Annotated in this window: 11 protein-coding genes and 1 pseudogene; 6 read left to right on the plus strand and 6 right to left on the minus strand. The window is 62.3% G+C overall.

Going from position 1 to position 24,962, the window contains the following annotated elements:
* Positions 1-275 precede the first annotated feature (275 nt).
* Positions 276-13,261, plus strand: a pseudogene (locus ACZ89E_RS01650) (non-ribosomal peptide synthetase).
* Positions 13,262-13,457: 196 nt separating this feature from the next.
* Complete coding sequence (locus tag ACZ89E_RS01655) at positions 13,458-14,267, plus strand: alpha/beta fold hydrolase (protein ID WP_476254692.1); 810 nt, start codon at positions 13,458-13,460, stop codon at positions 14,265-14,267.
* A 178-nt stretch (positions 14,268-14,445) separates the two neighbouring features.
* On the opposite strand, the gene dsbG is transcribed toward ACZ89E_RS01655, so the two are convergent.
* The 6 genes from dsbG to ACZ89E_RS01685 all read right to left on the minus strand — a co-directional run bounded on the left by dsbG (position 14,446) and on the right by ACZ89E_RS01685 (position 20,607).
* A complete protein-coding gene (gene dsbG, locus ACZ89E_RS01660; RefSeq protein WP_149661800.1) occupies positions 14,446-15,216 on the minus strand; it encodes a thiol:disulfide interchange protein DsbG in 771 nt (256 codons plus the stop codon).
* Positions 15,192-16,043, minus strand: coding sequence for a TlpA disulfide reductase family protein (locus ACZ89E_RS01665; RefSeq protein ID WP_149661799.1), 852 nt, complete (start codon positions 16,041-16,043; stop codon positions 15,192-15,194). The genes dsbG and ACZ89E_RS01665 overlap by 25 nt, the downstream gene beginning before the upstream one ends.
* A complete protein-coding gene (dsbD, locus tag ACZ89E_RS01670; RefSeq protein ID WP_476254693.1) occupies positions 16,043-17,773 on the minus strand; it encodes a protein-disulfide reductase DsbD in 1,731 nt (576 codons plus the stop codon). The genes ACZ89E_RS01665 and dsbD overlap by 1 nt, the downstream gene beginning before the upstream one ends.
* A gap of 126 nt (positions 17,774-17,899) precedes the next feature.
* Positions 17,900-18,841 (minus strand): tetratricopeptide repeat protein, encoded by a 942-nt coding sequence (locus tag ACZ89E_RS01675; RefSeq protein ID WP_149661797.1) that lies wholly within the window; start codon positions 18,839-18,841, stop codon positions 17,900-17,902.
* A 96-nt stretch (positions 18,842-18,937) separates the two neighbouring features.
* On the minus strand, positions 18,938-19,654 hold the full coding sequence (locus ACZ89E_RS01680) for a hypothetical protein (RefSeq protein ID WP_476254694.1): 717 nt from the start codon (positions 19,652-19,654) through the stop codon (positions 18,938-18,940).
* 32 nt (positions 19,655-19,686) lie between these two features.
* A complete protein-coding gene (locus ACZ89E_RS01685) occupies positions 19,687-20,607 on the minus strand; it encodes a hypothetical protein (protein ID WP_463258053.1) in 921 nt (306 codons plus the stop codon).
* Between the two features lie 56 nt (positions 20,608-20,663).
* On the opposite strand from ACZ89E_RS01685, the gene ACZ89E_RS01690 reads away from it, so the two are divergent.
* The 4 genes from ACZ89E_RS01690 (at position 20,664) to ACZ89E_RS01705 (ending at position 24,920) form a co-directional block, all read left to right on the plus strand.
* Positions 20,664-21,344 (plus strand): response regulator, encoded by a 681-nt coding sequence (locus ACZ89E_RS01690; protein ID WP_133838200.1) that lies wholly within the window; start codon positions 20,664-20,666, stop codon positions 21,342-21,344.
* A complete protein-coding gene (locus ACZ89E_RS01695) occupies positions 21,341-22,666 on the plus strand; it encodes an ATP-binding protein (protein WP_149661795.1) in 1,326 nt (441 codons plus the stop codon). Before ACZ89E_RS01690 ends, ACZ89E_RS01695 begins: the two co-directional genes overlap by 4 nt.
* A gap of 212 nt (positions 22,667-22,878) precedes the next feature.
* Positions 22,879-23,364, plus strand: coding sequence for a GNAT family N-acetyltransferase (locus ACZ89E_RS01700; RefSeq protein WP_476254695.1), 486 nt, complete (start codon positions 22,879-22,881; stop codon positions 23,362-23,364).
* 143 nt (positions 23,365-23,507) lie between these two features.
* Positions 23,508-24,920, plus strand: coding sequence for a diaminobutyrate--2-oxoglutarate transaminase (locus tag ACZ89E_RS01705; protein WP_476254696.1), 1,413 nt, complete (start codon positions 23,508-23,510; stop codon positions 24,918-24,920).
* The last annotated feature ends 42 nt before the right edge of the window (positions 24,921-24,962 follow it).

The following is a 24,962-nucleotide window of genomic DNA, read 5'->3' on the forward strand; positions in this document are numbered from 1 at the left end:
GTCAATTGAGAAAGAGAATTAATGCGCCGCGAAAGTGCAGAGTGCGAACTGCGACACGCTGTCGCGTCCGTCCCTGTTGGGGTTGAGGTCTGCGGACTAATTATTTCAAGACATCAATCGTTCTCATTGGTGAATGGTTCCGGACACGCTCCGGCCATAACCGCATTCCCAAGCCTTGCGCGGTCGGCGAAGACCGCGCCCTGCACGCCATTTTTATGAGCGTGACGTAGGAAAACCGATTCCAACTTGTAAGCCGAATTCAGGCAGGAAACCTCATGACCGACGCGTTCGAACTCCCCAGCACACTGGTCCAAGCCCTCCAGCGCCGCGCGGCCCTGACGCCGGACCGAGTCGCTTTGCGTTTTCTCGCCGAGACCGCGGATCAAACGGTGGTGCTCAGTTATCGCGATCTGGATCAGCGCGCGCGGACCATTGCCGGCGCGTTGCAGGCCCAGACTGAATTTGGCGACCGCGCGGTGCTGCTGTTTCCCAGCGGCCCGGACTACGTCGCGGCGTTTTTTGGTTGCCTGTATGCGGGCGTGATCGCCGTGCCGGCCTACCCGCCGGAATCGACCAAGCGTCATCACCAGGAGCGATTGCTGTCGATCATCAGCGACGCCGAGCCGCGCCTGCTGCTGACCAGCGCCGGCCTGCAAGAAGCCTTGCTGCAAATTGAAGGCGCGCCGCCGCTGCTCTGTGTCGATACCCTCGACCCATCGATGGCCGAAGGCTGGGTGTTGCCGAACCTTGAACACGACCACATCGCCTTCCTGCAATACACCTCCGGCTCCACCGCATTGCCCAAAGGCGTGCAAGTCAGCCACGGCAACCTGGTGGCCAATGAACTGCTGATCCGTCACGGCTTCGGCATCGACCTGAACCCGGACGACGTGATCGTCAGCTGGCTGCCGCTGTACCACGACATGGGCTTGATCGGCGGCCTGTTGCAGCCGATTTTCAGCGGTGTGCCGTGCGTGTTGATGTCACCGGCCTACTTCCTCGGCCGACCATTGCGCTGGCTCGAAGCGATCAGCGAATACGGCGGCACCATCAGCGGTGGGCCGGATTTTGCCTATCGCCTGTGCAGCGAACGGGTCAGCGCATCGGCCCTGGAACGCCTCGACCTGAGCGGCTGGCGCGTGGCATATTCCGGCTCCGAGCCGATCCGCCTCGACACCCTGGAACGCTTCGCCGACAAGTTCGCCCCGTGCGGTTTTACCCCGGGCAGTTTCATGGCGTCTTACGGTCTGGCGGAAGCCACGCTGTTCGTCGCCGGCACCCCTCGTGGCCAGGGGATTGGCAACCTGCGGGTCGACGATCAGGCCTTGGCGCAAAACCGTGCCGAAGCGGGCGAGGGCGCGGCGATCATGAGTTGCGGCATCAGCCAGCCGGATCACGCGGTGCTGATTGTCGATCCGCTCGCGCTCACCGAACTGGCTGACAACACCGTCGGCGAAGTCTGGGCCAGCGGGCCGAGCATCGCCCACGGCTACTGGCGCAACCCCGAGGCCAGCGCCAAGACCTTCGTCCAGCACGACGGCCGTACCTGGCTGCGCACCGGTGACCTGGGCTTCAAGCGTGACGGTGAATTTTTCATCACCGGGCGCCTGAAAGACATGCTGATCGTGCGCGGCCACAACCTCTATCCGCAGGACATCGAGCAAACCGTCGAGCGTGAAGTGGAAGTGGTGCGCAAGGGGCGCGTCGCGGCGTTCGCGGTCACTATCGACGGCCAGGAAGGCATCGGTATCGCTGCGGAAATCAGCCGCAGCGTGCAGAAAATCCTCCCACCCGACGCCCTGATCAAAGCCATCCGCCAAGCGGTGGCCGAGGCGTATCAGGAAGCGCCGAGCGTGGTGGTGTTGCTCAACCCCGGCGCATTGCCCAAGACCTCCAGCGGCAAACTGCAGCGCTCGGCGTGCCGCAATCGCCTGGCGGATGGCAGCCTCGACAGTTATGCGCTGTTTCCCTCGGCAGACGCCGAAAACATCCTGGCTGAGCAATCCGCTACCGAGCTGCAAACCCTGATCGCCAACATCTGGCGCGAGCAACTCAGCGTCAAACAGGTCAACGCCGACGATCACTTCTTCCTGCTCGGCGGCAACTCCATCGCCGCCACCCAAGTGGTCGCGCGGTTGCGTGAAGAACTCGGTCTTGAGCTGAACCTGCGCCTGCTGTTCGAAGCGCCGACGCTGGGCGCATTTGCCGCCGCTGTGGCGCAACAGCAACACGACGGCGGTCTTGCCCAAGGCACGATCACCGCGCTGTCGCGCATTGAAGCGATGCCGCAATCCCTGGCACAAAACCGTCTGTGGATCACTTGGCAACTCGACCCCCAGAGCAGCGCCTACAACATTCCCGGTGCCCTGCGTCTGCGTGGCGAGCTGGACGAAGACGCGTTGCGCGCCAGTTTCCAACAGTTGATCGAACGCCACGAATCCCTGCGCACGCGCTTCTTCGAACGTGACGGCGTGGCCCTGCAACAGGTCGATGCGGCCGGTGAATTCAACCTGCAACTGATCGACATCAGTGATTTACCCGTCGATAAGCGTGAAGTCCGCGCGCAACAAATCCGTGAAGACGAAGCCCGCACCCAGTTCGATCTGGAAAAGGGCCCGCTGCTCTGGGTAACCCTGGTACGTCTCGACGACGAGGACCATCAACTGCTGGTGACGATGCACCACATCATCGCCGACGGCTGGTCGCTGAACGTGCTGATCGACGAGTTCTCGCGGCTGTATGCGGCGGCGTCCCAAGGCCAGAAAGCCACGCTCGCGGCATTGCCGACCCAGTACGCCGATTACGGCGGCTGGCAGCGTCAATGGCTGGCCCAAGGCGAGGGCGAGCGGCAACTGGCCTACTGGAAAAACCAGCTGGGCGATGAGCATCCGGTGCTGAGTCTGGCCACCGACCATCCGCGTTCCGCGCATCACGTTCACAGCGCCGCCCGCCACTCCGTGCGGTTGGGCGTGAGCCTGAGCGAAGCCATTCGCCAGACCGCCCAGGCCCACGAATCCACCTCGTTCATGCTATTGCTCGCGGCATTCCAGAGCCTGTTGCACCGCTACAGCGGCCAACGCGATATCCGCATCGGCGTGCCGAACGCCAACCGTCCACGCCTGGAAACCCAGGGGCTGATCGGCTTCTTTATCAACACCCAAGTGCTGCGTGCCGACGTCGATTCGCGTCTGCCGTTCGTAGAGCTGCTGGCACAAACCCGCCAAGCGGCGTTGGGTGCGCAAGCCCATCAGGATTTGCCGTTCGAGCAACTGCTGGAAGCCTTCCCCCATGCTCGCGAGTCCGGTTTGTTCCAGGTCATGTTCAACCACCAACAGCGCGACTTGAGCGCCCTGCGCCGCCTGCCGGGGTTGCTCGCCGAAGAACTGCCGTGGCACAGCCGCGAGGCCAAGTTCGACCTGCAACTGCACAGTGAGGAGGACCGAAATGGTCGCCTGAGCCTGTCCTTCGACTACGCCGACGAACTGTTCGATGCAGCGACCATCGAGCGCCTGGCCGAGCACTTCACCAACCTGCTGCGCGACGTTTGCGAACGTCCACAACAAGCCATTGGTGACCTGCACTTGCTGACCTCAGGAGAGCATGAGCAGCAAGCCTCGTGGAGCGTGGCCCCGTGCACACCGGCAAGCCAATGGCTGCCGGAATTGCTCAATGAACAACTGCGCCTGACCCCGGAACGCACCGCGCTGATCTGGGACGGCGGCCAACTGGACTTCGCCGAACTGCACGCCCAGGCCAACCGCCTCGCCCATTACCTGCGCGACAAAGGCGTGGGCCCGGATGTGTGCGTGGCCATCGCCGCCGAGCGTTCGCCGCAATTGCTGATCGGCCTGCTGGCGATCATCAAGGCCGGCGGCGCCTACGTGCCGCTGGACCCGGATTACCCGGCCGAACGCCTGGCCTACATGCTCAGCGACAGTGGCGTCGAATTGCTCCTGACCCAGACCGAATTGCTCGAGCGCTTGCCGGCCACCGACGGTGTCAGCGTGATCGCGATGGACGCCTTGCACCTGGAGAACTGGCCGAGCCAGGCACCCGATTTGCACCTGCACGGCGACAACCTGGCCTACGTGATTTACACCTCGGGCTCCACCGGTCAGCCCAAAGGCGTCGGCAACACCCACGCCGCCCTCGCCGAACGTTTGCAATGGATGCAGAACACCTATCGCCTCGACGCAACCGACGTGCTGATGCAAAAAGCGCCGATCAGTTTCGACGTGTCGGTGTGGGAATGCTTCTGGCCGCTGATCACCGGTGCGCGTTTGCTGATTGCCGGCCCCGGCGAGCACCGCGATCCCCATCGCATTGCGCAGCTTGTCCAGCAATACGGCGTGACCACGCTGCACTTCGTGCCACCGCTGTTGGCGCTGTTTATCGAAGAACCGTTGACCGCCGAATGCACCCGCCTGCGCCGGGTGTTCTCCGGTGGCGAAGCCTTGCCTGCCGAACTGCGCAACCGCGTGCTGGAGCAACTGCCCGCCGTGCAACTGCACAACCGCTACGGCCCGACCGAAACCGCAATCAACGTCACTCATTGGCATTGCACCACGGCCGATGGCGAGCGTTCGCCGATTGGCCGGCCGTTGGGCAACGTGATCTGCCGCGTGCTCGACAGCGACCTCAACCCCGTGCCGGCCGGTGTGCCGGGTGAACTGTGTATCAGCGGTATCGGCCTGGCCCGTGGCTACCTCGGTCGTCCGTCCCTGACTGCCGAACGGTTTGTCGTCGATCCATTGGGCGAGAACGGTGCGCGGCTGTACCGCACCGGCGACCGTGCGCGCTGGACCGCTGATGGCGTGATCGAGTACCTCGGCCGTCTCGATCAGCAGGTCAAACTGCGCGGCTTCCGGGTGGAGCCGGAAGAAATCGAAGCGCGCCTGCTGGCCCAGGACGGCGTCGCCCAAGCCGTGGTACTGGTGCGCGAAACGGCCGCTGGCGGCCAGTTGATCGGTTACTACACCTCAACCGATTCCGCCGAAGACATTGATGTTCAAACCCAACGCCTGAAAACCGCGCTGGCCGCCGAGCTGCCGGACTACATGGTCCCGGCGCAGTTGATGCGCCTGGATGCAATGCCCTTGAGCCCGAGCGGCAAACTCGAGCGCCGCGCCTTGCCGGAACCGCAATGGCAAGTGCGCGAACACGTCGAACCCGTGACCACGCTGGAGCAACAAATCGCCGGCATCTGGCGTGAAGTGCTGGGCCAGAAGCAAATCGGTCTGCGCGACGATTTCTTCGCCCTCGGCGGTCATTCGCTGCTGGCGACACAAATCATCTCCCGCACCCGCCAGGCCTGCGACGTCGAATTGCCCCTGCGGGCGTTGTTCGAAAACAGCGAACTGGGCGCCTTCGCCGAGCAGGTCCAATTGGTCCAGGCCAGCGGCAAAACCAACCAGCAGCCGCCGATCGAGAAAGTCGACCGCAGCCAAGCGGTGCCGTTGTCCTATTCGCAACAACGGATGTGGTTCCTCTGGCAAATGGAGCCGGACAGCCCGGCCTACAACGTCGGTGGCATGGCGCGGCTGCGCGGGGTGCTGGATGTCGGGCGGTTCGAAGCGGCGCTGCAAGCGCTGATCATGCGCCACGAAACCCTGCGTACCACGTTCCCGAGCGTCGATGGCGTGGCCCGGCAACAGGTGCATGCTGACACTGGCCTGCGCATGGACTGGAAAGATTTCTCGGCCCAGGACGCCGACCTGCGCGAGCAACGGGTTCAGACCCTGGCCGATGACGAAGCGCACAAACCGTTCGATCTGGAAACCGGTCCGCTGCTGCGCGCCTGCCTGGTCAAGACCGCCGAGCAGGAACACTACCTGGTGCTGACCTTGCACCACATCGTCACCGAAGGCTGGGCGATGGACATCTTCGCCCGGGAACTCAGTGCACTTTATGAGGCCTTCGTCGATGACCGCGAATCGCCGCTGCAACCGCTGCCGGTGCAGTACCTGGATTACAGCGTCTGGCAGCGCCAGTGGCTGGAATCCGGCGAACGTCAACGCCAGCTCGACTACTGGACCGCGCAACTGGGCCGCGAACATCCGCTGCTGGAATTGCCCGCCGACCGTCCGCGTCCACCGGTACAAAGCCATCAGGGCGAACTGTTCCGTTTCGACCTGAGCGATGATCTCGCCGCCCGGGCTCGAGCCTTCAACGCGCAAAACGGCCTGACCCTGTTCATGACCATGACCGCCGCCCTGGCCGTGCTGCTTTACCGCTACAGCGGCCAGACCGACCTGCGTATCGGTGCGCCAGTGGCCAACCGTATTCGCCCGGAAAGTGAAGGGCTGATCGGCGCATTTCTCAACACCCAAGTGCTGCGTTGCCAACTCGACGGGCAGATGTCCGTTGGCGAGTTGTTCGAGCAGGTTCGCCACACGGTGATCGAAGGCCAGTCCCATCAAGACCTGCCGTTCGATCATCTGGTGGAAGCCCTGCAACCACCGCGTAGCGCCGCGTACAACCCGTTGTTTCAGGTGATGTGCAACGTGCAGCGCTGGGAATTCCAGCAGAGCCGCACCCTGGCCGGCATGACCGTCGAGTACCTGGCCAACGATGCCCGCGCCACCAAGTTCGACCTCAACCTGGAAGTCACCGACCTCGACCATCGCCTGGGTTGCTGCCTGACGTACAGCACCGACCTGTTCGACGAACCGCGCATCGCACGGATGGCCGGGCATTGGCGCAATCTGCTGGAAGCGCTGCTCGCCGATCCGCATCAGCGCCTCAGCGAACTGCCGTTGCTCGAAACCACCGAACAGCAAAACCTGCTCGACAGCCTCGGCATCGAACCGGGCGAACATCGCCTTGACCAATGCATCCATCACCTGTTCAGCGAACAAGCCCTGGTGCGTAAAGATGCGCCGGCCCTGACCTTCGCCGGGCAAACCCTGAGCTACGCCGAACTCGACAGCCGCGCCAATCGCCTGGCCTGGGTGCTGCGTGAGCGGGGTGTCGGCCCGCAGGTTCGGGTGGGCCTGGCGCTGGAGCGCTCGCTGGAAATGGTCGTCGGCCTGCTGGCGATTCTCAAGGCCGGCGGTGCCTACGTGCCGCTGGACCCGGAATACCCGCTCGATCGCCTGCATTACATGATCGAAGACAGCGGCATTGGTCTGCTGCTCAGTGACACCGCCCTGTTCAACGCCCTCGGTGAATTGCCGGCGACCGTGGCCCGCTGGTGCCTGGAAGACGATGCCGCCGAACTGGCCAATTACCCGGCCACCGAGCTGCCGTTTATCAGCCTGCCGCAACATCAGGCGTACCTGATCTACACCTCGGGCTCCACCGGCAAACCGAAAGGCGTGGTGGTGTCCCACGGCGAAATCGCCATGCACTGCCAAGCGGTGATCGAGCGTTTCGGTATGCGTCCCGACGACTGCGAACTGCACTTCTATTCGATCAACTTCGATGCCGCCACCGAGCGTCTGCTGGTGCCGCTGTTGAGTGGTGCGCAAGTGGTGTTGCGTGCCCAAGGGCAATGGGACGCGGAAGAAATTTGCAGCCTGATTCGCCAGCACCGGATCAACATCCTCGGCTTCACCCCCAGCTACGGCAGCCAGTTGGCGCAATGGCTGGCGACCCAGGGCGAAACCCTGCCGGTGCGCATGATCATCACCGGCGGTGAAGCCCTGACGGGCGAACACCTGTCGCGGATTCGCGCGGCGTTCAAACCGGGCCTGTTCTTCAACGCCTACGGCCCGACGGAAACGGTTGTGATGCCGCTGGCCAGTCTGGCCCCGCAAGTGTTGGAAGAAGGCCTGGGCAGTGTGCCGATTGGCAGCGTGATCGGCGCCCGTGTGGTGTACATCCTCGACGCCGACCTGGCCTTGGTGCCCCAAGGCGCGACCGGCGAGTTGTACGTCGGCGGTGCCGGCCTGGCCCAGGGTTATCACGAACGGGCGGGGATGACGGCGGAGCGTTTTGTTGCGGATCCGTTTGCCGACCATGGCGGGCGCATCTATCGCACCGGCGACCTGGTGCGCCAGCGTGCCGACGGTTTGGTCGAGTACCTCGGCCGTATCGACCATCAGGTGAAAATCCGTGGTTTCCGCATCGAGCTGGGCGAGATTGAAACCCGCCTCTTGGAGCACGAATCCATCCGTGAAGCCGTGGTCCTGGCGCTGGATGCGCCGAGCGGCAAACAACTGGTCGGCTATCTGGTGACTGAAGTGGCCGAACAGGACGAAGTGCAACAAGCCGCCCTGCGCGAAGCCCTGAAAGCCCACCTCAAATCGCAACTGCCGGACTACATGGTGCCGACGCACCTGATCCTGCTGGCCAGCATGCCGCTGACCGCCAACGGCAAGCTCGACCGTCGCGCACTGCCGGCGCCGGACCCGGAGTTGAACCGCCAGCACTACGTGGCGCCGAGCAACGAACTGGAGCTGACCCTGGCCGGGATCTGGTGCGACGTGCTGAACGTGGCGCAGGTCGGCCTCAACGACAACTTCTTCGAACTGGGCGGCGACTCGATTCTGTCGATCCAGGTGGTCAGCCGCGCACGGCAGCAGGGCATTCACTTCAGCCCGCGCGACCTGTTCCAGCACCAGACCGTGCAGACCCTCGCCGCCGTGGCGAACCGTACCGAGCAGGTCAGCGCCGAGCAAGGTTTGCTGGTTGGCGAGTCGGGTTTGACCCCGATCCAGCACTGGTTCTTCGACACCGACATCCCTGAGCGTCAGCACTGGAACCAGGCGTTGCTGCTGGAACCGACCCTGGCCCTGGAACCCCATCGCCTGGAGCAAGCGCTGTTGGCGGTGATCGAGCAGCACGACGCCTTGCGCCTGCGCTTCACCGAGGCCGAATGGCCAGTGGCAAGCCGAGCACCAGGCGATCAACGACACCCCGGTGTTGTGGCAGGTGCGCGTCACGTCCATGGACAAATGCCCGGCGTTGTTCGCCGATGCCCAGCGCAGCCTCGACCTCGAACAGGGGCCGCTGATCCGTGCCTTGCTGGTCGATGGTCCGGAAGGTCAGCAACGCTTGTTCATCGCCATTCACCACTTGGTGGTCGACGGTGTTTCGTGGCGGGTTTTGCTGGACGATCTGCAAACGGTCTACCGTCAACTCGACGCCGAGCAGTCGGTCAAGTTGCCGGCCAAGACCAGCGCCTTCAAGGACTGGAGCGCACGCTTGCAGTCCTACGCCGGCAGCGAATCCCTGCGCGAAGAGCTGAGCTGGTGGCAGTCGCAACTGGCCGGGCCAAGTGCCGAGCTGCCGTGTGATCGCCCTCAGGGCGGGCAGCAGAATCGGCATGCGCAAACCGTCAGCGTACGCCTGGATGCCGAGTGCACCCGGCAATTGCTGCAACAGGCGCCGAGCGCGTATCGCACCCAGGTCAACGACCTGCTGCTGACCGCGTTGGCTCGGGTGATGTGCCGCTGGAGCGGTCACGCATCGGCGTTGATTCAACTCGAAGGCCACGGCCGCGAAACCCTGTTCGACGAGATCGACCTGACCCGCACCGTGGGTTGGTTCACCAGCGCTTATCCGCTGCGTCTGGTGCCAGCGGCGGAGCAGGGCGCCTCGATCAAAGCGATCAAGGAGCAACTGCGCGCCGTGCCCCACAAAGGTTTGGGTTATGGCGTGCTGCGCTACCTCGCCGACGACCTGTGCCGCCAGACCATGGCCGCACTGCCGGCGGCGCCGATCACCTTCAACTACCTCGGCCAGTTCGACCAGAGCTTCGGCGCGGACGCGTTGTTCCGGCCCCTCGATGAACCGGTCGGTGCGGCCCACGATCCCCATGCGCCGCTGCCGAATGAGCTGAGCGTCGACAGTCAGGTCTACGGCGGCGAACTGGTGCTGCGCTGGACCTTCAGCGCCGAACGCCACGACCCGCAGACCATCAGCGACTTGGCGGACGCCTACCTGGGCGAGCTGCAAAGCCTGATCGAGCACTGCCTGCAAGACGACGCTGGAGGCCTGACACCTTCGGACTTCCCGTTGGCCAAGCTCACTCAGCCGCAACTCGACGCGCTGCCGATCCCGGCGGCCGTGATCGAAGACGTCTACCCGCTGACCCCGATGCAGGAAGGCATGTTGCTGCACACCTTGCTGGAACCGGGCACCGGCCTCTACTACATGCAGGACCGCTACCGCATCAACAGCGAACTCGACCCCGAGCGTTTCGCCCAGGCCTGGCAAGCGGTGATCGCCCGTCATGAAGCCCTGCGTGCGTCGTTCTGCTGGAACGTCGGCGAAGACATGTTGCAGGTTATCCACAAACCGGGCAGCACGCCGATCGAGTACCTCGACTGGACTGCTATCGCCGAAACCGAGCAAGAACCGAAGCTGCAAACACTGCTGAAAACCGAGCGTGAAGCCGGGTTCGATCTGCTCAACCAGGCACCGTTCCATCTGCGCCTGATCAAGGTCGGCGCGGCGCGCTACTGGTTCATGATGAGCAACCACCACATCCTGATCGATGCTTGGTGCCGCTCGCTGCTGATGAACGATTTCTTTGAAATCTACATGGCTCTGGGCGAAGGCCGGGACGCGCAACTGGCCGTGCCGCCGCGCTATCGCGACTACATCGGCTGGCTGCAACGCCAGAGCCTGGCCGAGGCGCGGCAGTGGTGGAAAACCAACCTGCAAGGCTTCGAGCGCACCACGCCGATCCCGAGCGACCGTCCGTTCCTGCGTGAACATGCGGGCGACAGCGGCGGCATGGTCGTCGGCGACCGCTACACCCGGCTCGATGCCCGCGACGGTGCGCAACTGCGTGAACTGGCCCAGGCCCATCAACTGACCATCAACACCTTCGCCCAAGCGGCGTGGGCCCTGGTGCTGCGGCGCTTGAGCGGTGATCGCGACGTGTTGTTCGGCGTCACGGTGGCCGGGCGTCCGGTGGACATGCCGCAGATGCAACGCGCCGTCGGGCTGTTCATCAACAGCATCGCGCTGCGGGTGAAGATGCCGCAAGACAATCAGCGTGTCAGCGTGCGCCAATGGCTCAGCGGCTTGCTCGACAGCAACATGCAACTGCGCGAGTACGAATACCTGCCGCTGGTGACGATCCAGGAAAACAGCGAATTGCCCAAAGGCCAGCCGCTGTTCGACAGCCTGTTCGTGTTCGAAAACGCCCCGGTGGAAGTCTCGGTGCTGGACCGTGCGCAAAGCCTCAATGCCACCTCGGATTCGGGCCGCACCCACACCAACTTCCCGCTGACGGCGGTGTGCTATCCGGGGGATGACCTCGGCTTGCACCTGTCCTACGACCAGCGTTATTTCGACGAAACCACGGTCGAGCGCATGCTCGGTGAGTTCAAGCGACTGTTGCTGGCGTTGGTCGAAGGCTTCCATGGCGACATGGCCGACTTGCCGCTGCTGGGCGCCGAGGAACAGGACTTCCTGGTCCATGGCTGCAACCAGAGCGAACACGACTACCCGTTGGAGAAAAGCTACGTCGAGCTGTTCGAAGCCCAGGTCGCCCAGCATCCGCAGCGCATCGCTGCCAGTTGCCTCGACCGCTTGCACAGTTATGTCGAGTTGAATCAGCGCAGTAACCGCCTCGGTCATGCGTTGATCGCAGCGGGTGTCGGGCTGGATCAACCGGTGGCGTTGCTGGCGGAACGTAATCTCGATCTGCTCGGCATGATCATCGGCAGCTTCAAGGCGGGTGCCGGTTACCTGCCGCTGGACCCGGGTCTGCCGAGTCAGCGCCTGAGCCGCATCATCGACCTGAGCCGCACGCCGTTGCTGGTTTGCACCCAGGCTTGCCGTGAGCAAGCGGTGGCATTGCTGGAAGAGTTTGGGTGTGCCAATCGGCCGAAGTTGCTGGTCTGGGAAGAGGTGCAAGCGAGGCGATGTGTCGGTGCAAAACCCGGGCATCTACAGCGCCCCGGATAACCTCGCCTACGTGATCTACACCTCGGGCTCCACCGGGTTGCCGAAAGGCGTGATGGTCGAACAGCGCGGCATGCTGAATAACCAGTTGAGCAAAGTGCCGTACCTGAACCTCAGCACCGCCGATGTGATCGCGCAAACCGCGTCGCAAAGCTTCGATATTTCGGTCTGGCAGTTCCTCGCCGCGCCGCTGTTCGGGGCGCGGGTGGACATCGTGCCGAACACCATCGCCCACGATCCGCAAGGTTTGCTGGCCCACGTCCAGAGCCAGGGCATCACCGTGCTGGAAAGCGTGCCGTCGCTGATCCAGGGCATGCTCGCCCAGGAGCGCATGAGCCTCGACGGTCTGCGCTGGATGTTGCCGACCGGTGAAGCGATGCCGCCGGAACTGGCGCACCAATGGCTGTTGCGCTACCCGGACATCGGGCTGGTCAACGCCTATGGCCCGGCGGAATGTTCCGATGACGTGGCGTTCTTCCGCGTCGACATGGCCTCGACTCGCGGCAGCTATTTGCCGATTGGCACGCCGACCGACAACAACCGTTTGTACCTGCTCGATGGCGCGCTGGAACTGGTGCCGTTGGGCGCGGTGGGGGAGTTGTGTGTTGCCGGCACGGGTGTCGGTCGTGGTTATGTCAGCGACCCGCTGCGCACCGCCCAGGTGTTTGTGCCGAACCCGTTTGGCGAACCCGGGGACCGTTTGTATCGCACCGGCGACCTGGCCCGTCGGCGTAGCGATGGCGTACTGGAATACGTGGGACGCATCGACCATCAAGTGAAAATTCGCGGTTACCGCATCGAGTTGGGGGAAATCGAAGCGCGTCTGCATGAGCAACCGGAAGTCCGCGACGGGGCGGTCGGTGTGCAGGAAGGCGTCAACGGTAAGCATCTGGTCGGCTATCTGGTGGCGGCGGATTCGGCGCTCAACCCGAGCGAACGCCTGGAACGCATCAAGCAACGCCTGCGCACCGAGCTGCCGGAATACATGGTGCCGCTGCACTGGTTGTGGCTGGACAAACTGCCGCTCAATGCCAACGGCAAACTGGATCGCAAGGCCTTGCCGGCGTTGGAGATCGGTCAGTTGCAGAGCCAGGACTATCTGGCGCCGCGCAATGAACTGGAGCAGACCCTGGCTGACATCTGGGCTGAGGTGCTGAAGGTCGAGCAGGTCGGCGTGCGCGACAACTTCTTCGAACTGGGCGGCCATTCGCTGCTGGCGACCCAGATTGCCTCGCGGGTGCAAAAAGCCCTGCAACGCAACGTGCCGCTGCGGGCGATGTTCGAGTGCAGTTCGGTGGAGGAATTGGCCGAGTACATCGAAGGGTTGGCGGCGAGTGACATCACCGAGGAGAAGGTGGATCGGTTGAATGACCTGATGGCGGAGTTGGAGGGGCTTTGATTCTCTAGCGTCTGTTATGGCCTCTTCGCGGGCAAGCCTTGCTCCTACAGGTATCGAGTGATCACAACCCTTGTGATCGACACATACCTGTAGGAGCGAGGCTTGCCCGCGAAGGCGTCAGCCCAGACACCCCAAGGTTGACTGCCAAGCCACAGCGGCCCAGTCTTCCCCCTCCATTTTGGTGAGGAGACAGCTGATGCCCTTCGCAACAATAGACGGACAACCCCTGCACTACACCGACCAAGGCACTGGCCCCGCCGTGCTGCTGGCGGGCAGCTATCTGTGGGACCAGGCCATGTGGGCGCCGCAGATTGCCGCGTTGTCCCGGCAGTACCGGGTGATCGCCCTGGACCTCTGGGGCCACGGTCAATCCGGAAAACTCCCCGAAGGCACGACCTCGCTGGATGACATCGCGCGCCAGGCCTTGGCATTGCTCGACCATCTGGACATCGATCGCGTCACCCTGGTCGGGTTGTCGGTCGGCGGCATGTGGGGCGTACGCCTGGCGCTGTCGGCACCCGAGCGGCTCAACGGCCTGGTGCTGATGGACACTTACGTCGGTGTCGAGCCCGAGCCGACGCGCCAGTACTATTTTTCGCTGTTCAAACAGATCGAAGACAGCGGCGTGATCGCGCCGCAGTTGCTGGATATCGTGGTGCCGATTTTCTTCCGTCCGGGCATCGATCCGCAGTCGGCGCTGTATCAGGATTTCCGCGCATCCCTGGCGGCGCTGCCGGCGGAGCGTTTGCGCGAGAGCATTGTGCCGATGGGGCGCATTACCTTTGGCCGGGATGATTTGTTGCCGCGTCTGGTGGAACTGGATGCTGAAACCACGTTGGTGATGTGCGGCGATCAGGACAAGCCGCGGCCGCCATCGGAAGCCAGAGAGATGGCTGAGTTGATTGGCTGCCCGTGTGTGCTGGTGCCGGAGGCGGGGCATATCTCCAATCTGGAGAATGCCGGGTTTGTCACCGAGACTTTGTTGAAGTTTTTGGCGCAGCGCTGATCAAGATCGTTCCCACGCTCTGCGTGGGAATGCCGCCCGGGACGCTCCGCGTCCCTTCGCAGGCGTGACGCAGAGCGTCAGAGGATGCATTCCCACGCAGAGCGTGGGAACGATCAACATATGCGGCCGACGCAAAACCCGTAGGAGCGAGGCTTGCCCGCGAAGGCGTCGGTGGGGATTACTTCGGCCCCAGGATCTTCAACAACTTGTCCGGCGACGGCGCGCCTTGCTGTTGCTGCAACTCGCCCTTGTCGTCCATGTAGAAAATCGCCGGGGTGGCCTGCAACTCCAGGTCTTCCATCAACTGCATGTTGGCTGCCAGTTTTGCCTGGATCGCCGGGGGCACGTCTTTCAGGGCTTTGAGCGCGCTTTCCTTGCCGGCCTTTTCGTGTTCTGCCAGGGCTTTGCTCGGGTCCTTGGCCGCCAGCAGTGCGGCGGATTTGCCCGGGCTGTCTTCGCGGATGATGCCGACCATGATGTGCCGCAGCTGCACTTTGCCGGACTTGACCCACGGCCGCGCCTGTTCCCAGAACAAGTTGCAGTAAGGGCAGTTCGGGTCGCTGAACAGGTAGACGACGCGCGGGGCGTCCTTGTTGCCGTCGCCGATCCAGTTGCTCGCTTCCATCTTGCCCCAGACTTCCTTGGACATTGGCGCGTAGACCAGTTTCTGCAACGGTGCGCTGCTCAGGTCATTGCCGTCGGCGTCGTACAGGTTGCCGAGCAACACGTGCTTGCCATCCGGGGTCAGGTACAGCGCCATGCCACGGTTCTGGTATTGCGCCGCATAACCGCGCAAGCCGTCGGGGGCATCGAACTGGCCGACGATTTTCGCGCCTTTGGCTTCGATCTTCTTGATCGCCTCGGGCAGTTCTTCAACAGCCTGCGCCGACGGCAGGTGCAGCAGGGCTGCGCCCAGGGTCAGGGTCAGCAAGTGGCGGAGGCGGGGCATGGCAATTTCCTTGTGGCGGGAGTGGGGGCGTCGAAGTTTTCCAGGGCGCGGGCCAGGCTGGCTTCCGACAATTCGCCCAGGTGGCTGCCCAGCAGGCGACCGTCGTTGCTATAGAACAGCGTAGTCGGCAAGGCCATGGACCCGACGGCCTGGCCCAGGCGGCCACTGCCGTCGAACAGCACGTTGGACAGGCTCAGGCCCTGGGTTTCCAGGAAGGTGCTGACGCTTTGCATGCTTTCGGCCTGATTGACGAACAGGAAGGTCAGGTCCGGGCGTTGTTGCTGGGCCTTTTCCAGCACCGGCATTTCCCGGCGGCATGGCGGGCACCAGGTGGCCCAGAGGTTGATCACCAGCGGGCCGCCCTGATAGTCGGTCAGTTGCACGGTTTCCCCAGCGGCATTACGCAGCGTGATCTCCGGCAGGCGCGTGCCTTGTTCGTAAAGGCTCAGGGAGAAGGTCGCCAGCAGCCAGAACAGCAAACCGCTGCCGACGCCGAACCCCAATGGCCGCCGCAATCCCGGCCGGCGCCAGCCGCGATACAACGCCGCCAGCACCAGCACGATCACCCCGGGCCAGGCGAGGAAACCGCCGTCGCGCAGGTCGATGATCTGCCATGGATCGTTGCGATAGTGGGTCCAGTAGACCGCCACGAAACTGACCCGCGCCGCCAGCATGCCCAGCAGGAACAGGCTGAACAGCACCGACTCGGGGTTGTCGCCGCCACGCTTGGCCACCCGCCAGCCGACAAAGGTCGCCAGCGCCAGGGCACTGATCAGCAGCAGGTGGTTAAGCGCGATGGCAAAGGTGCCGAGGGTAAAGGTCAGCATTAACGGGCTTCTCGGGTAGTGTTCCAGCGTTGCAGGAAAGTCTCGGCATCCACCTCGCCGGTGATGCGCTGGCTGCGGCGCTCGCTGCCATCGGCACCGATCCACAACAGGCTGGGCGGCCCCGGCACTTTATAGCGGCCGAGCAGCTCGCGGCTGGCGGCATTGTCGGCGGTGACGTCCAGCCGTAGCAAGCGCACATCTTTCAGCGCGTCCAATACCTGGGGTTTGGCGAAAACCTGTTTTTCCATGACTTTGCACGCCACGCACCAGTCGGCGTAGTAGTCCAGCAGCACCCATTGACCCTGGGCCTGGGCGGCGTCGAGTTCCCGTTGCAACGCGGCGGGATCTTTAATCGTCGTGAAAGCGTCGTGGCCGACCGGGGCGCCGTCTGCCCGTGCAGCGCTATACACCTGCAACGGCTTGAACAGATCATCACTGCCACCCGCCGCACCGACCATCAACAGACTGCCCCACACCCCCAGCAACAACGAACTGGCGCCGAACACTTGGGCCACTCGACCAAACCCTTCGGATTGCTTCCAGGCGCTATAAGCAGCGATCAACAGCAAGGCGCCGCACAAGCCGACCCACAACGATTGATCCAGCACCGGGCGCAACATCAGCAGCGCAGTGGCCAGGAACAGGAAACCGAACACGCCCTTGAGCAAGTTCATCCAGGCGCCGGGCTTGGGCAGGAAACGGTTGCCAACGGTCACCAGCAGCAACAGCGGAATCCCCATGCCGATGCCCATGGCGAACAGAATCAGCCCGCCATGCACCGCGTTGCCGCTCTGGGCGATGTAAAGCAGGGCGCCGGCCAGAGGCGCGGTCATGCACGGGCCGACCAACAGACCGGACAAGGCCCCGAGCACACCGGCGCCGATCAGACTGCCACCGCGCTGATTGCGCGAGACATTTTCCAGGCGATCGCGCAACGCCACCGGCAATTGCAGCTCGAAGAAGCCGAACATCGGCAGCGCCAGCAACACAAACACTGCGGCGAAGCTGCCCAAGAGCCACGGGTTTTGCAGCAGCGCCTGAAGGTTCGCGCCGAGCAACGACGCCAGCACCCCCATCGCCGCGTAAACCAGCGCCATGCAGATCACATAACTGCTGGCCAGGGCGAAACCGCGTTTGGGCGTGGCGCCACTGCCAACGATCAAACCCGCAAGGATCGGCAGCATCGGCAGCGTACAAGGGGTGAACGCCAGCAACAGGCCCAGACCAAAGAACACCAGCAAACTCCAGCCCAGCGCCCGCTGTTGCAGGTTGCTGGCCAGGGCCTGGTCCGGGGCTTCGTTGGCAATCGCTGTTGCCACCACGCCACCCAGATCGACCACTTGGGTCTGCGGCGGATAACACAGGCCGGCATCGGCACAGCCCTGGAACCCGACTTTGATCTGACCGGTGGCACCGGCCGGGATCTTCAGTTCCAGGCCCTGGCGATACACCGGTTGTTCACCGAAGAACTCATCGCTGTGGGACTCGCCCTCGGGCAACACCGGCATCTGCTGCGGGGCCAGGCCATCGAGTTTCAGGCGTTTCTGATACAGGTAATAACCGTCGGCAATCTGCCAGAACAGCTGGGTTTCGCCGCTTTCAAGACGTTCGGAGGTGAAGATGAAGGCCTGCTCGACGGGGAGAAAGTCGGGTTTGGTTTCAAACGGATTGGTCCCGGCCTGGGCCAGACCCGAGATCAAGAGAGCAAAGAGGAAAAACAATCGACGCATGGGTTAAGCCTTGTCCCGGTGCAAGTGAGAAGCACAATGGTGGGCGGCGATTAACCGGTGATTAATAGAAGGTTGCCGGGCGGGCCAGCCCGGCAACGAGATCGGGTCACAACGTCATGGCACGGGTCAGGCGCCGTGATAGGTCAGGCGGTTCTCCGACATGGGGGGATGGGTGCTCTTCCAGCTGTGGGCAAAACCCACGGCCTGGTCAATTTGTTCCTGGCTCATGTCCTTGGCCAGTTCTGTCAGGAACGTAGTGGCGCTGTTGTGAAGTTGATACTCCTTGGCGGCGTCTACCACCAGCCAGATCAGCATATAGCTGAAGGGATAGTTTTTAGCGTAGCCGTATTCCGGGTCGCGTCCGCTTTCACCGTGGCCGACGGCGAAGCCATATTTGAGCATGCCGTAGAGATCACCCGCATTGGCGGTCTTTTCCAGCCATTCACGCCTTAGCGATGGGAACCGGGTCACCTCCGGGCGATTGCTGTACCAGTTCATTGCCAGGGGCAGATTGGCCAGGGCGGCCCTTCGCAGCCACACATCAATCAGGGTGTCGGCATCCTGGCCCTGGGGGACGAGGCTGTTATCCCGGTCGTACGCCAACGCCAGGATGTACATGGCCTCCGGGAATCGGGTGTTGGCCGATTTTTTCAGCCACTTGATCTCCCGGGTCAGCTCGTACATCTGCAGCATGGCTTCACCATCACCCTGTTCGATACGGGGCGTCAGGAGTTGCCGCGCCGTGTCCAGCGAGTCGCTGTCGCCGAGCCGTAACAAGGCGTAGACATCGCCTTGGGCGGCAGCCAGTCGGTACCACTTTTTAGCGTCCTCGGTGACGCTGCCTTCACGGCGCCTGAGCACTTCGCCCAAGGCATATTGCGAGGCCCGTTCACCGGCGGCGGCCGCGATGGTCAGGTAGGGCTCCGACGCCCTGAAACTGCCGAGGTTGTAGAGTTCCAGTCCCTTTTTGCGGGCGTTTTCCTGATGGATGTTCAAGTCGGCGATCAGGGCGGTCACGTTGTTGAGCAGGTTGAACAGGGCGGTTAAATCGTCGGGGTAGGCTTGCATGGTCAATACCTGTGTGAGTGAGTTGATTGAACGTCCACACAGGGTATTGAGCAAAGCAGGGCGGGGTGCGTTACATATTTATCGTATTCTGCACCCTCAACCATTTCCGTCTCGCAACAATCCGGGCCAGCTTACGTCATCCACTCTGATCGGGCCTGATTCAGCCTTGTTCTTCGGGATGTTGTATCGGATGTATTCGTTATCAGTCAGAAAGATGTAGTAATAGCTGTCTGCCCAGGTTCGATCATTTTGTACAGCGGTAATGATGCGATGTTTATAGTTTTCCAGGCCGGGCCACGTGGTGTGTGTAATGGCTTCCAGGGTCAGTTTGTTTGTGCGCAGATCAAGGGAGAGCGCCTTTGCGTCATTCAATAAAAACCGGAACAGTTGCACATCACGGTAATTTTGCCACCAGGTGCCAGCGACAATGCGACTGAAGTAAGGACTCAGGGAATTCCACGGTGAATCCTCCAAGCGGGCAAGACTGTGTACTTTGTCAGTGTCCTGATCGTATTGGCAGACCATGGGCAAACCCTCTTCATAATAGAAGAGCCATAAGATATCTGAATCTACGCCGTTGATTCCCGAGCGAGTGGGGTGTATCCCGGTGGTGGTGAATCCAAAGCGCAGGTTCTTGACATGGGAATGGAAGTCATCCCAGTTGCTGGCACTGACGTTGGCGGGGTAGCCTTGCGCAACTTTGTTATCACCGATATCAAAACGGGAATATGTGTGGCTGTCCTTGAAAAAGAAATAACAGCGGTCCATCCCGGCGCGCCAATCGACGGCAACCACGTTTTTAAGCACTGGCATTTATTGATTCCTTTCAAATTGAAGTGACGTGTTCAGTTGCGCAATAACCCGGGCCAGGAGACGTCATCCACGGCAATGGGACCGGCGTCCAATCTGTTGCCTTGGACGTCGTATCTCAGGTACTCGTTATCGTTCAGAAAAATATAGAAGTAACTGTGGGCGAATGTCCGGTCATTTTGTGCGGCTGTGATGATTCGGTCCTTGTACGGCTCCAGTCCCGGCCAGGTTTTATGGGTGATGGGTTCTTGGTTCAGTTTATTGATAGCGAGGTTAAGGGACAGGAAGTGCCCGTTATTCATCAGGAAACGAAATAAGCGAGGCTGCGGTGATCTTTGCCACCATGTACCTGCAACGATGTTGTCGAAAAAGGGCAGCAGTTGATACCAGATGGAGTCCACCAGTCGGTAGGTGCCATTGACGCTGTCCGTATCCTGATCATATTTGCAGACCATGGGAACGCCGTCTTCTTTATAGAACAGCCATAAGATATCTGAATCAAACCCGAATGGTTGCGCAGGGCTTATTCCCGTAGTGCTGAATCCGAAGCGAAGATCTTGTGCGTTGTTAAAGGTATCCCAGTGGGACGGAACGGGCCGAGGATAACCCGAAGGCACCCGATTGTCAGCGATGCTGAAACGTGAATAAGTGTTGGTTTCCTTAAAGAAGAAATAGATCTGGTCGGGGCCGGAGCGCCAATCGACGGCAACAAAGCTGCTAAGTGCGGGCATATAAAAATATCTTTTAAATAAGGTGTGGTTGTCAGTGCGATGGGTGGGCAGGTTAGTGAGTGGGTCGGGGCGCTGTATAGTTGCAAAGTATTGAAGATTGTTTCTTCTGGAAGTTTGATTGTTTAAATAACGCCCTGTTGAATAACGCTGTTCGGGGCTATAGCGTCCTATACCGCTGCGGCGTCGCTGGCCTCCCTCCATTCCGATCGGTTGTGGCCCTGCCATAATTGCGGCTTAATCCTTCTCTGTTTGACTCGCCTTTTTTGGCTGATGGAGCTCCCATGCACGTACTGGTTTGTGAAGACGATGAGCTGATCGCCAGCGGTATCGTCGCCGGCCTCACCGCCCAGGGCCTGACCGTGGAACATGTCGCCACCGCATCGTCGGCGCGGGCGATGCTCAAGGTCGCCGAGTTTGACGTCATGGTGCTCGACCTCGGCCTGCCGGACGAAGATGGCCTCAAGTTGCTTCAACAATTGCGCAATGGTGGCCTGGAAATTCCGGTGCTGATCCTGACGGCGCGGGACTCGGTCACCGACCGCGTCGATGGTTTGCAGGCCGGCGCCGACGATTACCTGCTCAAACCCTTCGACCTGCGTGAACTCGCCGCGCGCCTGCACACTTTGTTGCGGCGGGTGGCCGGGCGCAGCGTCAACCTGATCGAGCACGGTGCGCTGACCTACGACCCGAGCAGCCGCGAAACCCTGCTCGCCGGCCAGCCGGTGGACTTGTCGCGGCGCGAGCAATCGCTGCTGCAAGCCTTGCTACACAACCGTGGCCGCGTGTTGTCCACCGAGCAATTGAAAGACAGCGTCTACGGCTTCAACGATGAGCTGGAAAGCAATGCGCTCAACGTTCATATCCATCACCTGCGGCGTAAACTCGGCAATGGCATCGTCGAAACGGTGCGCGGCCTGGGCTATCGCCTCGGGCCAGCCGATGGCGGAGATCAATCGAAGTGATGAGCCTGCGTTTGCGCCTGAGCCTGACCCTCGGCGCCGCGTTTGCGCTGATCTGGGCGCTGGCGGCGGCCTGGATGCTCAGCGACCTGCGTAACCAGATGATGTTTTCCCTCGACCAGCGCCTGGTGGCCTCGGCGCGGATGGTTGCCGGGCTGATGGAGCAATTGCCGGCGCTGCCGACCAAGGGCGAGGGCACGCATTTCAGTGCCGAACAATTGAACGTCCCCGGTGGCATGGCCTGTCAGGTCAGCTCGCTGCGCGGTGAAATCCTTGCCCGCAGCCACACCGACCCGCAACAGAAACTGGAAGCCGAGAAAATGGGCTTCCACGACCAGATGATCGATGGCGCGCCGTGGCGCAGTTTCACCCTGGCACGCGGTGATTTGCGCATCACCACGGCGGACCGGCAGATCGAGCGCGAAGCCCTGAACATGTCGATCCTGCTGGCCGCTTCGGTGCCAGTCGGTGTGGCGTTGCTCGGTTGCCTGTGCCTGCTCTGGCTGGGCATCGGCCAGGGGCTGGCGCCGCTCAATCGCATGCGCGATGCCTTGATGCGCCGCAGCGCCGATTCCCTCGAACCGTTGCAGATCCAACCGTTGCCCAGCGAGTTGCAGCCGTTGCTCGATACTCAGAATCAACTGTTCCAGCGCATCGGCCGCACCATCGAGCGCGAACGTCGCCTGACCGGCGACGCCGCCCATGAACTGCGCAGCCCGTTGACCGCGATCAAGACCCACCTGCAAGTGGCGCGCATGACCGACGGCGCGGCGCGGGATCAATCCCTGGCCCGGGCCGAGGAGGGGGCCGATCGCCTGCACCGCACCCTTGAACAATTGCTGTTGCTGGCGCGGGTCGAGGGCAGTTTGTCATTCGATGACGGCGTGCAATGCAGCGCCGAGCAGGTGGCGAAACTGGCGATTCAGGACGCCGCCAGCGGTGATCGCCAGCGCATCAAGTTTCAAGCGCCGGCGAAGTGCTCGGCCGCCCCGGTGCAAATGCCCGCGGTGCTGTCGATTGCCGCGCTGCGCAACCTGCTGGACAACGCCCTGCGCCATACCCCGAGCGACGGTGCGGTGGAACTGAGCCTGGAAACCACCGGCAACCGCGTGCGTTTCGTGGTCCGCGACCATGGACCGGGGATTGCCGAAGATGATCTGCAGCACCTGACCCAGCGCTTCTGGCGCAACGGCCAGAGCACCGGTTGCGGGCTGGGGTTGGCGATTGTTCAGGCGATTGTTCAGCGCTGTGCTTGCACGTTGCATTTCGACAGCCGGCCGGACGGGTTGCGGGTTGAACTGACGATGCCGCTGCAAACGGTCTGACACCACAACCCCTGTAGGAGCCAAGCTTGCTCGCGAAAGCGGCATGTCATTCAACAACGTCGTTGCCTGACACACCGCTTTCGCGAGCAAGCTTTGCTCCTACACGGGATCTGTGTAGCACATCAAATGTAACTTCTCTCCATTAGCCATCCAGCCGCCCTCGGGGCTATCTTCCCGGCAGCTTTGACTCAATGGATTGAGGTAACAGCGCCATGGAAACAGCCCTGCACATCTGCAACGCAACGCCTGCCGACGCCGGAATCATCAGCCGCATCGTTGATCGCTCGATCCGTATCGGTTGCGCACTCGACCACCGCAACGACGCGAAAATCGTCGCCGCCTGGACCCACAACAAAACCGCCGAACATATCCACACCTGGCTTACCGACCAACGGTTTTACCTGAGCATTGCCCTGCTTCAGGACAAACCGATCGGCGTGGCCATGGCGGCGATCAGCGGCAGAATCGCCTTCTGCTACGTGCAGCCGGAATGGTTTCGTCGCGGCGCCGGGCAGGCCTTGATTCACGACCTCGAAGCCTGGTTGCTCAATCAGGGCGTGCACCAGGTACACCTCAACAGCACCCGCACCAGCGAAGCCTTTTATCGGCGCCTGGGTTATCGCGCCAGCGCCGAAACCTTCAGCGTGGCGGGGCTTCACGCCATTCCCATGCACAAGGCGCTGACGCCACCTTCATAGAAAGCTGATCGCGGGTCTAAATCCCCACGCCCCTGATGCGTTTCCAGAACAGGAAAACCTGCAAGTGCGCCCCGTGACCGGAACGCGCACCTGCCCGGTGTGCAGTTTTGGTCACTATTCACAGCGTATTGAGGGGTCGAGAGATGTCAGTCGCTACCAGCCTTATCGAAGATCAGCCGGTCCGGGTCGCCCCGACGCCTGCCGAGACGCTTTACCAGTTCAACGAATCGCCGTTGCTGGCCCGTCAGAGCCAGCAGGAATCCAACGCCCGCAGCTACCCGCGACGGATTCCCCTGGCCCTCAAGCGTGCCAAGGGCATTTACGTCGAAGACGTCGAAGGCCGCAGTTTTATCGATTGCCTGGCCGGTGCCGGCACGCTGGCGTTGGGGCACAACCACCCGGTGGTGATCGAAGCGATCCAGCGAGTGCTGACCGATGAATTGCCGCTGCACACCCTCGACCTGACCACGCCGGTCAAGGATCAATTCGTTCAGGATCTGTTTGGCTTGCTGCCGCCCGCGTTGGCCGCCCAAGCGAAGATCCAGTTCTGTGGCCCCACCGGCACCGATGCCGTGGAAGCCGCGCTGAAACTGGTGCGCACCGCCACCGGACGCAGCACCGTGTTGTCATTTCAGGGCGGTTACCACGGCATGAGCCAGGGTGCGCTGAGCCTGATGGGCAGCCTGGGGCCGAAAAAGCCCTTGGGCGCGTTGCTCAGCAGCGGCGTGCAATTCATGCCGTACCCTTACGACTACCGCTGCCCGTTCGGCCTCGGCGGCGCGCAGGGTGTACAGGTCAACCTCAACTACCTGGAAAACCTGCTCAACGACCCCGAGGCTGGCGTGCAATTGCCGGCGGCGGTGATCGTCGAAGTGGTGCAGGGCGAGGGCGGGGTGATTCCGGCGGATCTCGACTGGCTGCGCGGTTTGCGGCGCATCACCGAGCAGGCCGGCGTGGCGCTGATCGTCGATGAAATCCAGAGCGGTTTTGGCCGCACCGGCAAAATGTTTGCCTTTGAACACGCCGGGATCATTCCGGACGTGGTGGTGCTGTCCAAGGCCATCGGCGGCAGCCTGCCGTTGGCGGTGGTGGTCTATCGTGACTGGCTCGACACCTGGCTGCCGGGCGCCCACGCCGGGACCTTCCGCGGTAATCAGATGGCCATGGCCGCCGGCTCCGCGGTGATGCGTTACCTGAAAGACAACAATGTCTGCGCCCACGCCGCTGCCATGGGCGAACGCCTGAGCGAACACCTGCGCATCCTGCAACGGGACTTCCCGCAACTGGGGGATATTCGCGGTCGCGGCTTGATGCTCGGCGTCGAGTTGGTCAACCCGAGCGGCATCCCGGACGTGCAAGGCCATCCGCCGGCGTTCGGGCGTCTGGCACCGCTGGTGCAGCGCGAATGCCTCAAGCGCGGCTTGATCCTGGAGCTGGGCGGTCGCCACGGGGCGGTGGTGCGTTTCTTGCCGCCGCTGGTGATCACCGCTGCCGAAATCGACCGCGTCGCAGAGATTTTCGGCCGTGCGTTGGCGGCGGCCACCGCCACGCTCTAAATTTTCCGCGGCCCCGAACGTTCCTTCTACATACCGGCTGCA

The sequence above is a fragment of the Pseudomonas sp. TE3899 genome, from assembly GCF_056279105.1.

Coding starts and splice junctions, on each gene's coding strand:
- dsbD (WP_476254693.1), bottom strand. CDS start 17,773: ATGCGTCGATTGTTTTTCCTCTTTGCTCTCTTGATCTCGGGTCTGGCC.
- ACZ89E_RS01675 (WP_149661797.1), bottom strand. CDS start 18,841: ATGCAAGCCTACCCCGACGATTTAACCGCCCTGTTCAACCTGCTCAAC.
- ACZ89E_RS01700 (WP_476254695.1), top strand. CDS start 22,879: ATGGAAACAGCCCTGCACATCTGCAACGCAACGCCTGCCGACGCCGGA.
- ACZ89E_RS01690 (WP_133838200.1), top strand. CDS start 20,664: ATGCACGTACTGGTTTGTGAAGACGATGAGCTGATCGCCAGCGGTATC.
- ACZ89E_RS01705 (WP_476254696.1), top strand. CDS start 23,508: ATGTCAGTCGCTACCAGCCTTATCGAAGATCAGCCGGTCCGGGTCGCC.
- ACZ89E_RS01665 (WP_149661799.1), bottom strand. CDS start 16,043: ATGCTGACCTTTACCCTCGGCACCTTTGCCATCGCGCTTAACCACCTG.
- ACZ89E_RS01680 (WP_476254694.1), bottom strand. CDS start 19,654: ATGCCAGTGCTTAAAAACGTGGTTGCCGTCGATTGGCGCGCCGGGATG.
- ACZ89E_RS01655 (WP_476254692.1), top strand. CDS start 13,458: ATGCCCTTCGCAACAATAGACGGACAACCCCTGCACTACACCGACCAA.
- dsbG (WP_149661800.1), bottom strand. CDS start 15,216: ATGCCCCGCCTCCGCCACTTGCTGACCCTGACCCTGGGCGCAGCCCTG.
- ACZ89E_RS01685 (WP_463258053.1), bottom strand. CDS start 20,607: ATGGCAGGGCCACAACCGATCGGAATGGAGGGAGGCCAGCGACGCCGC.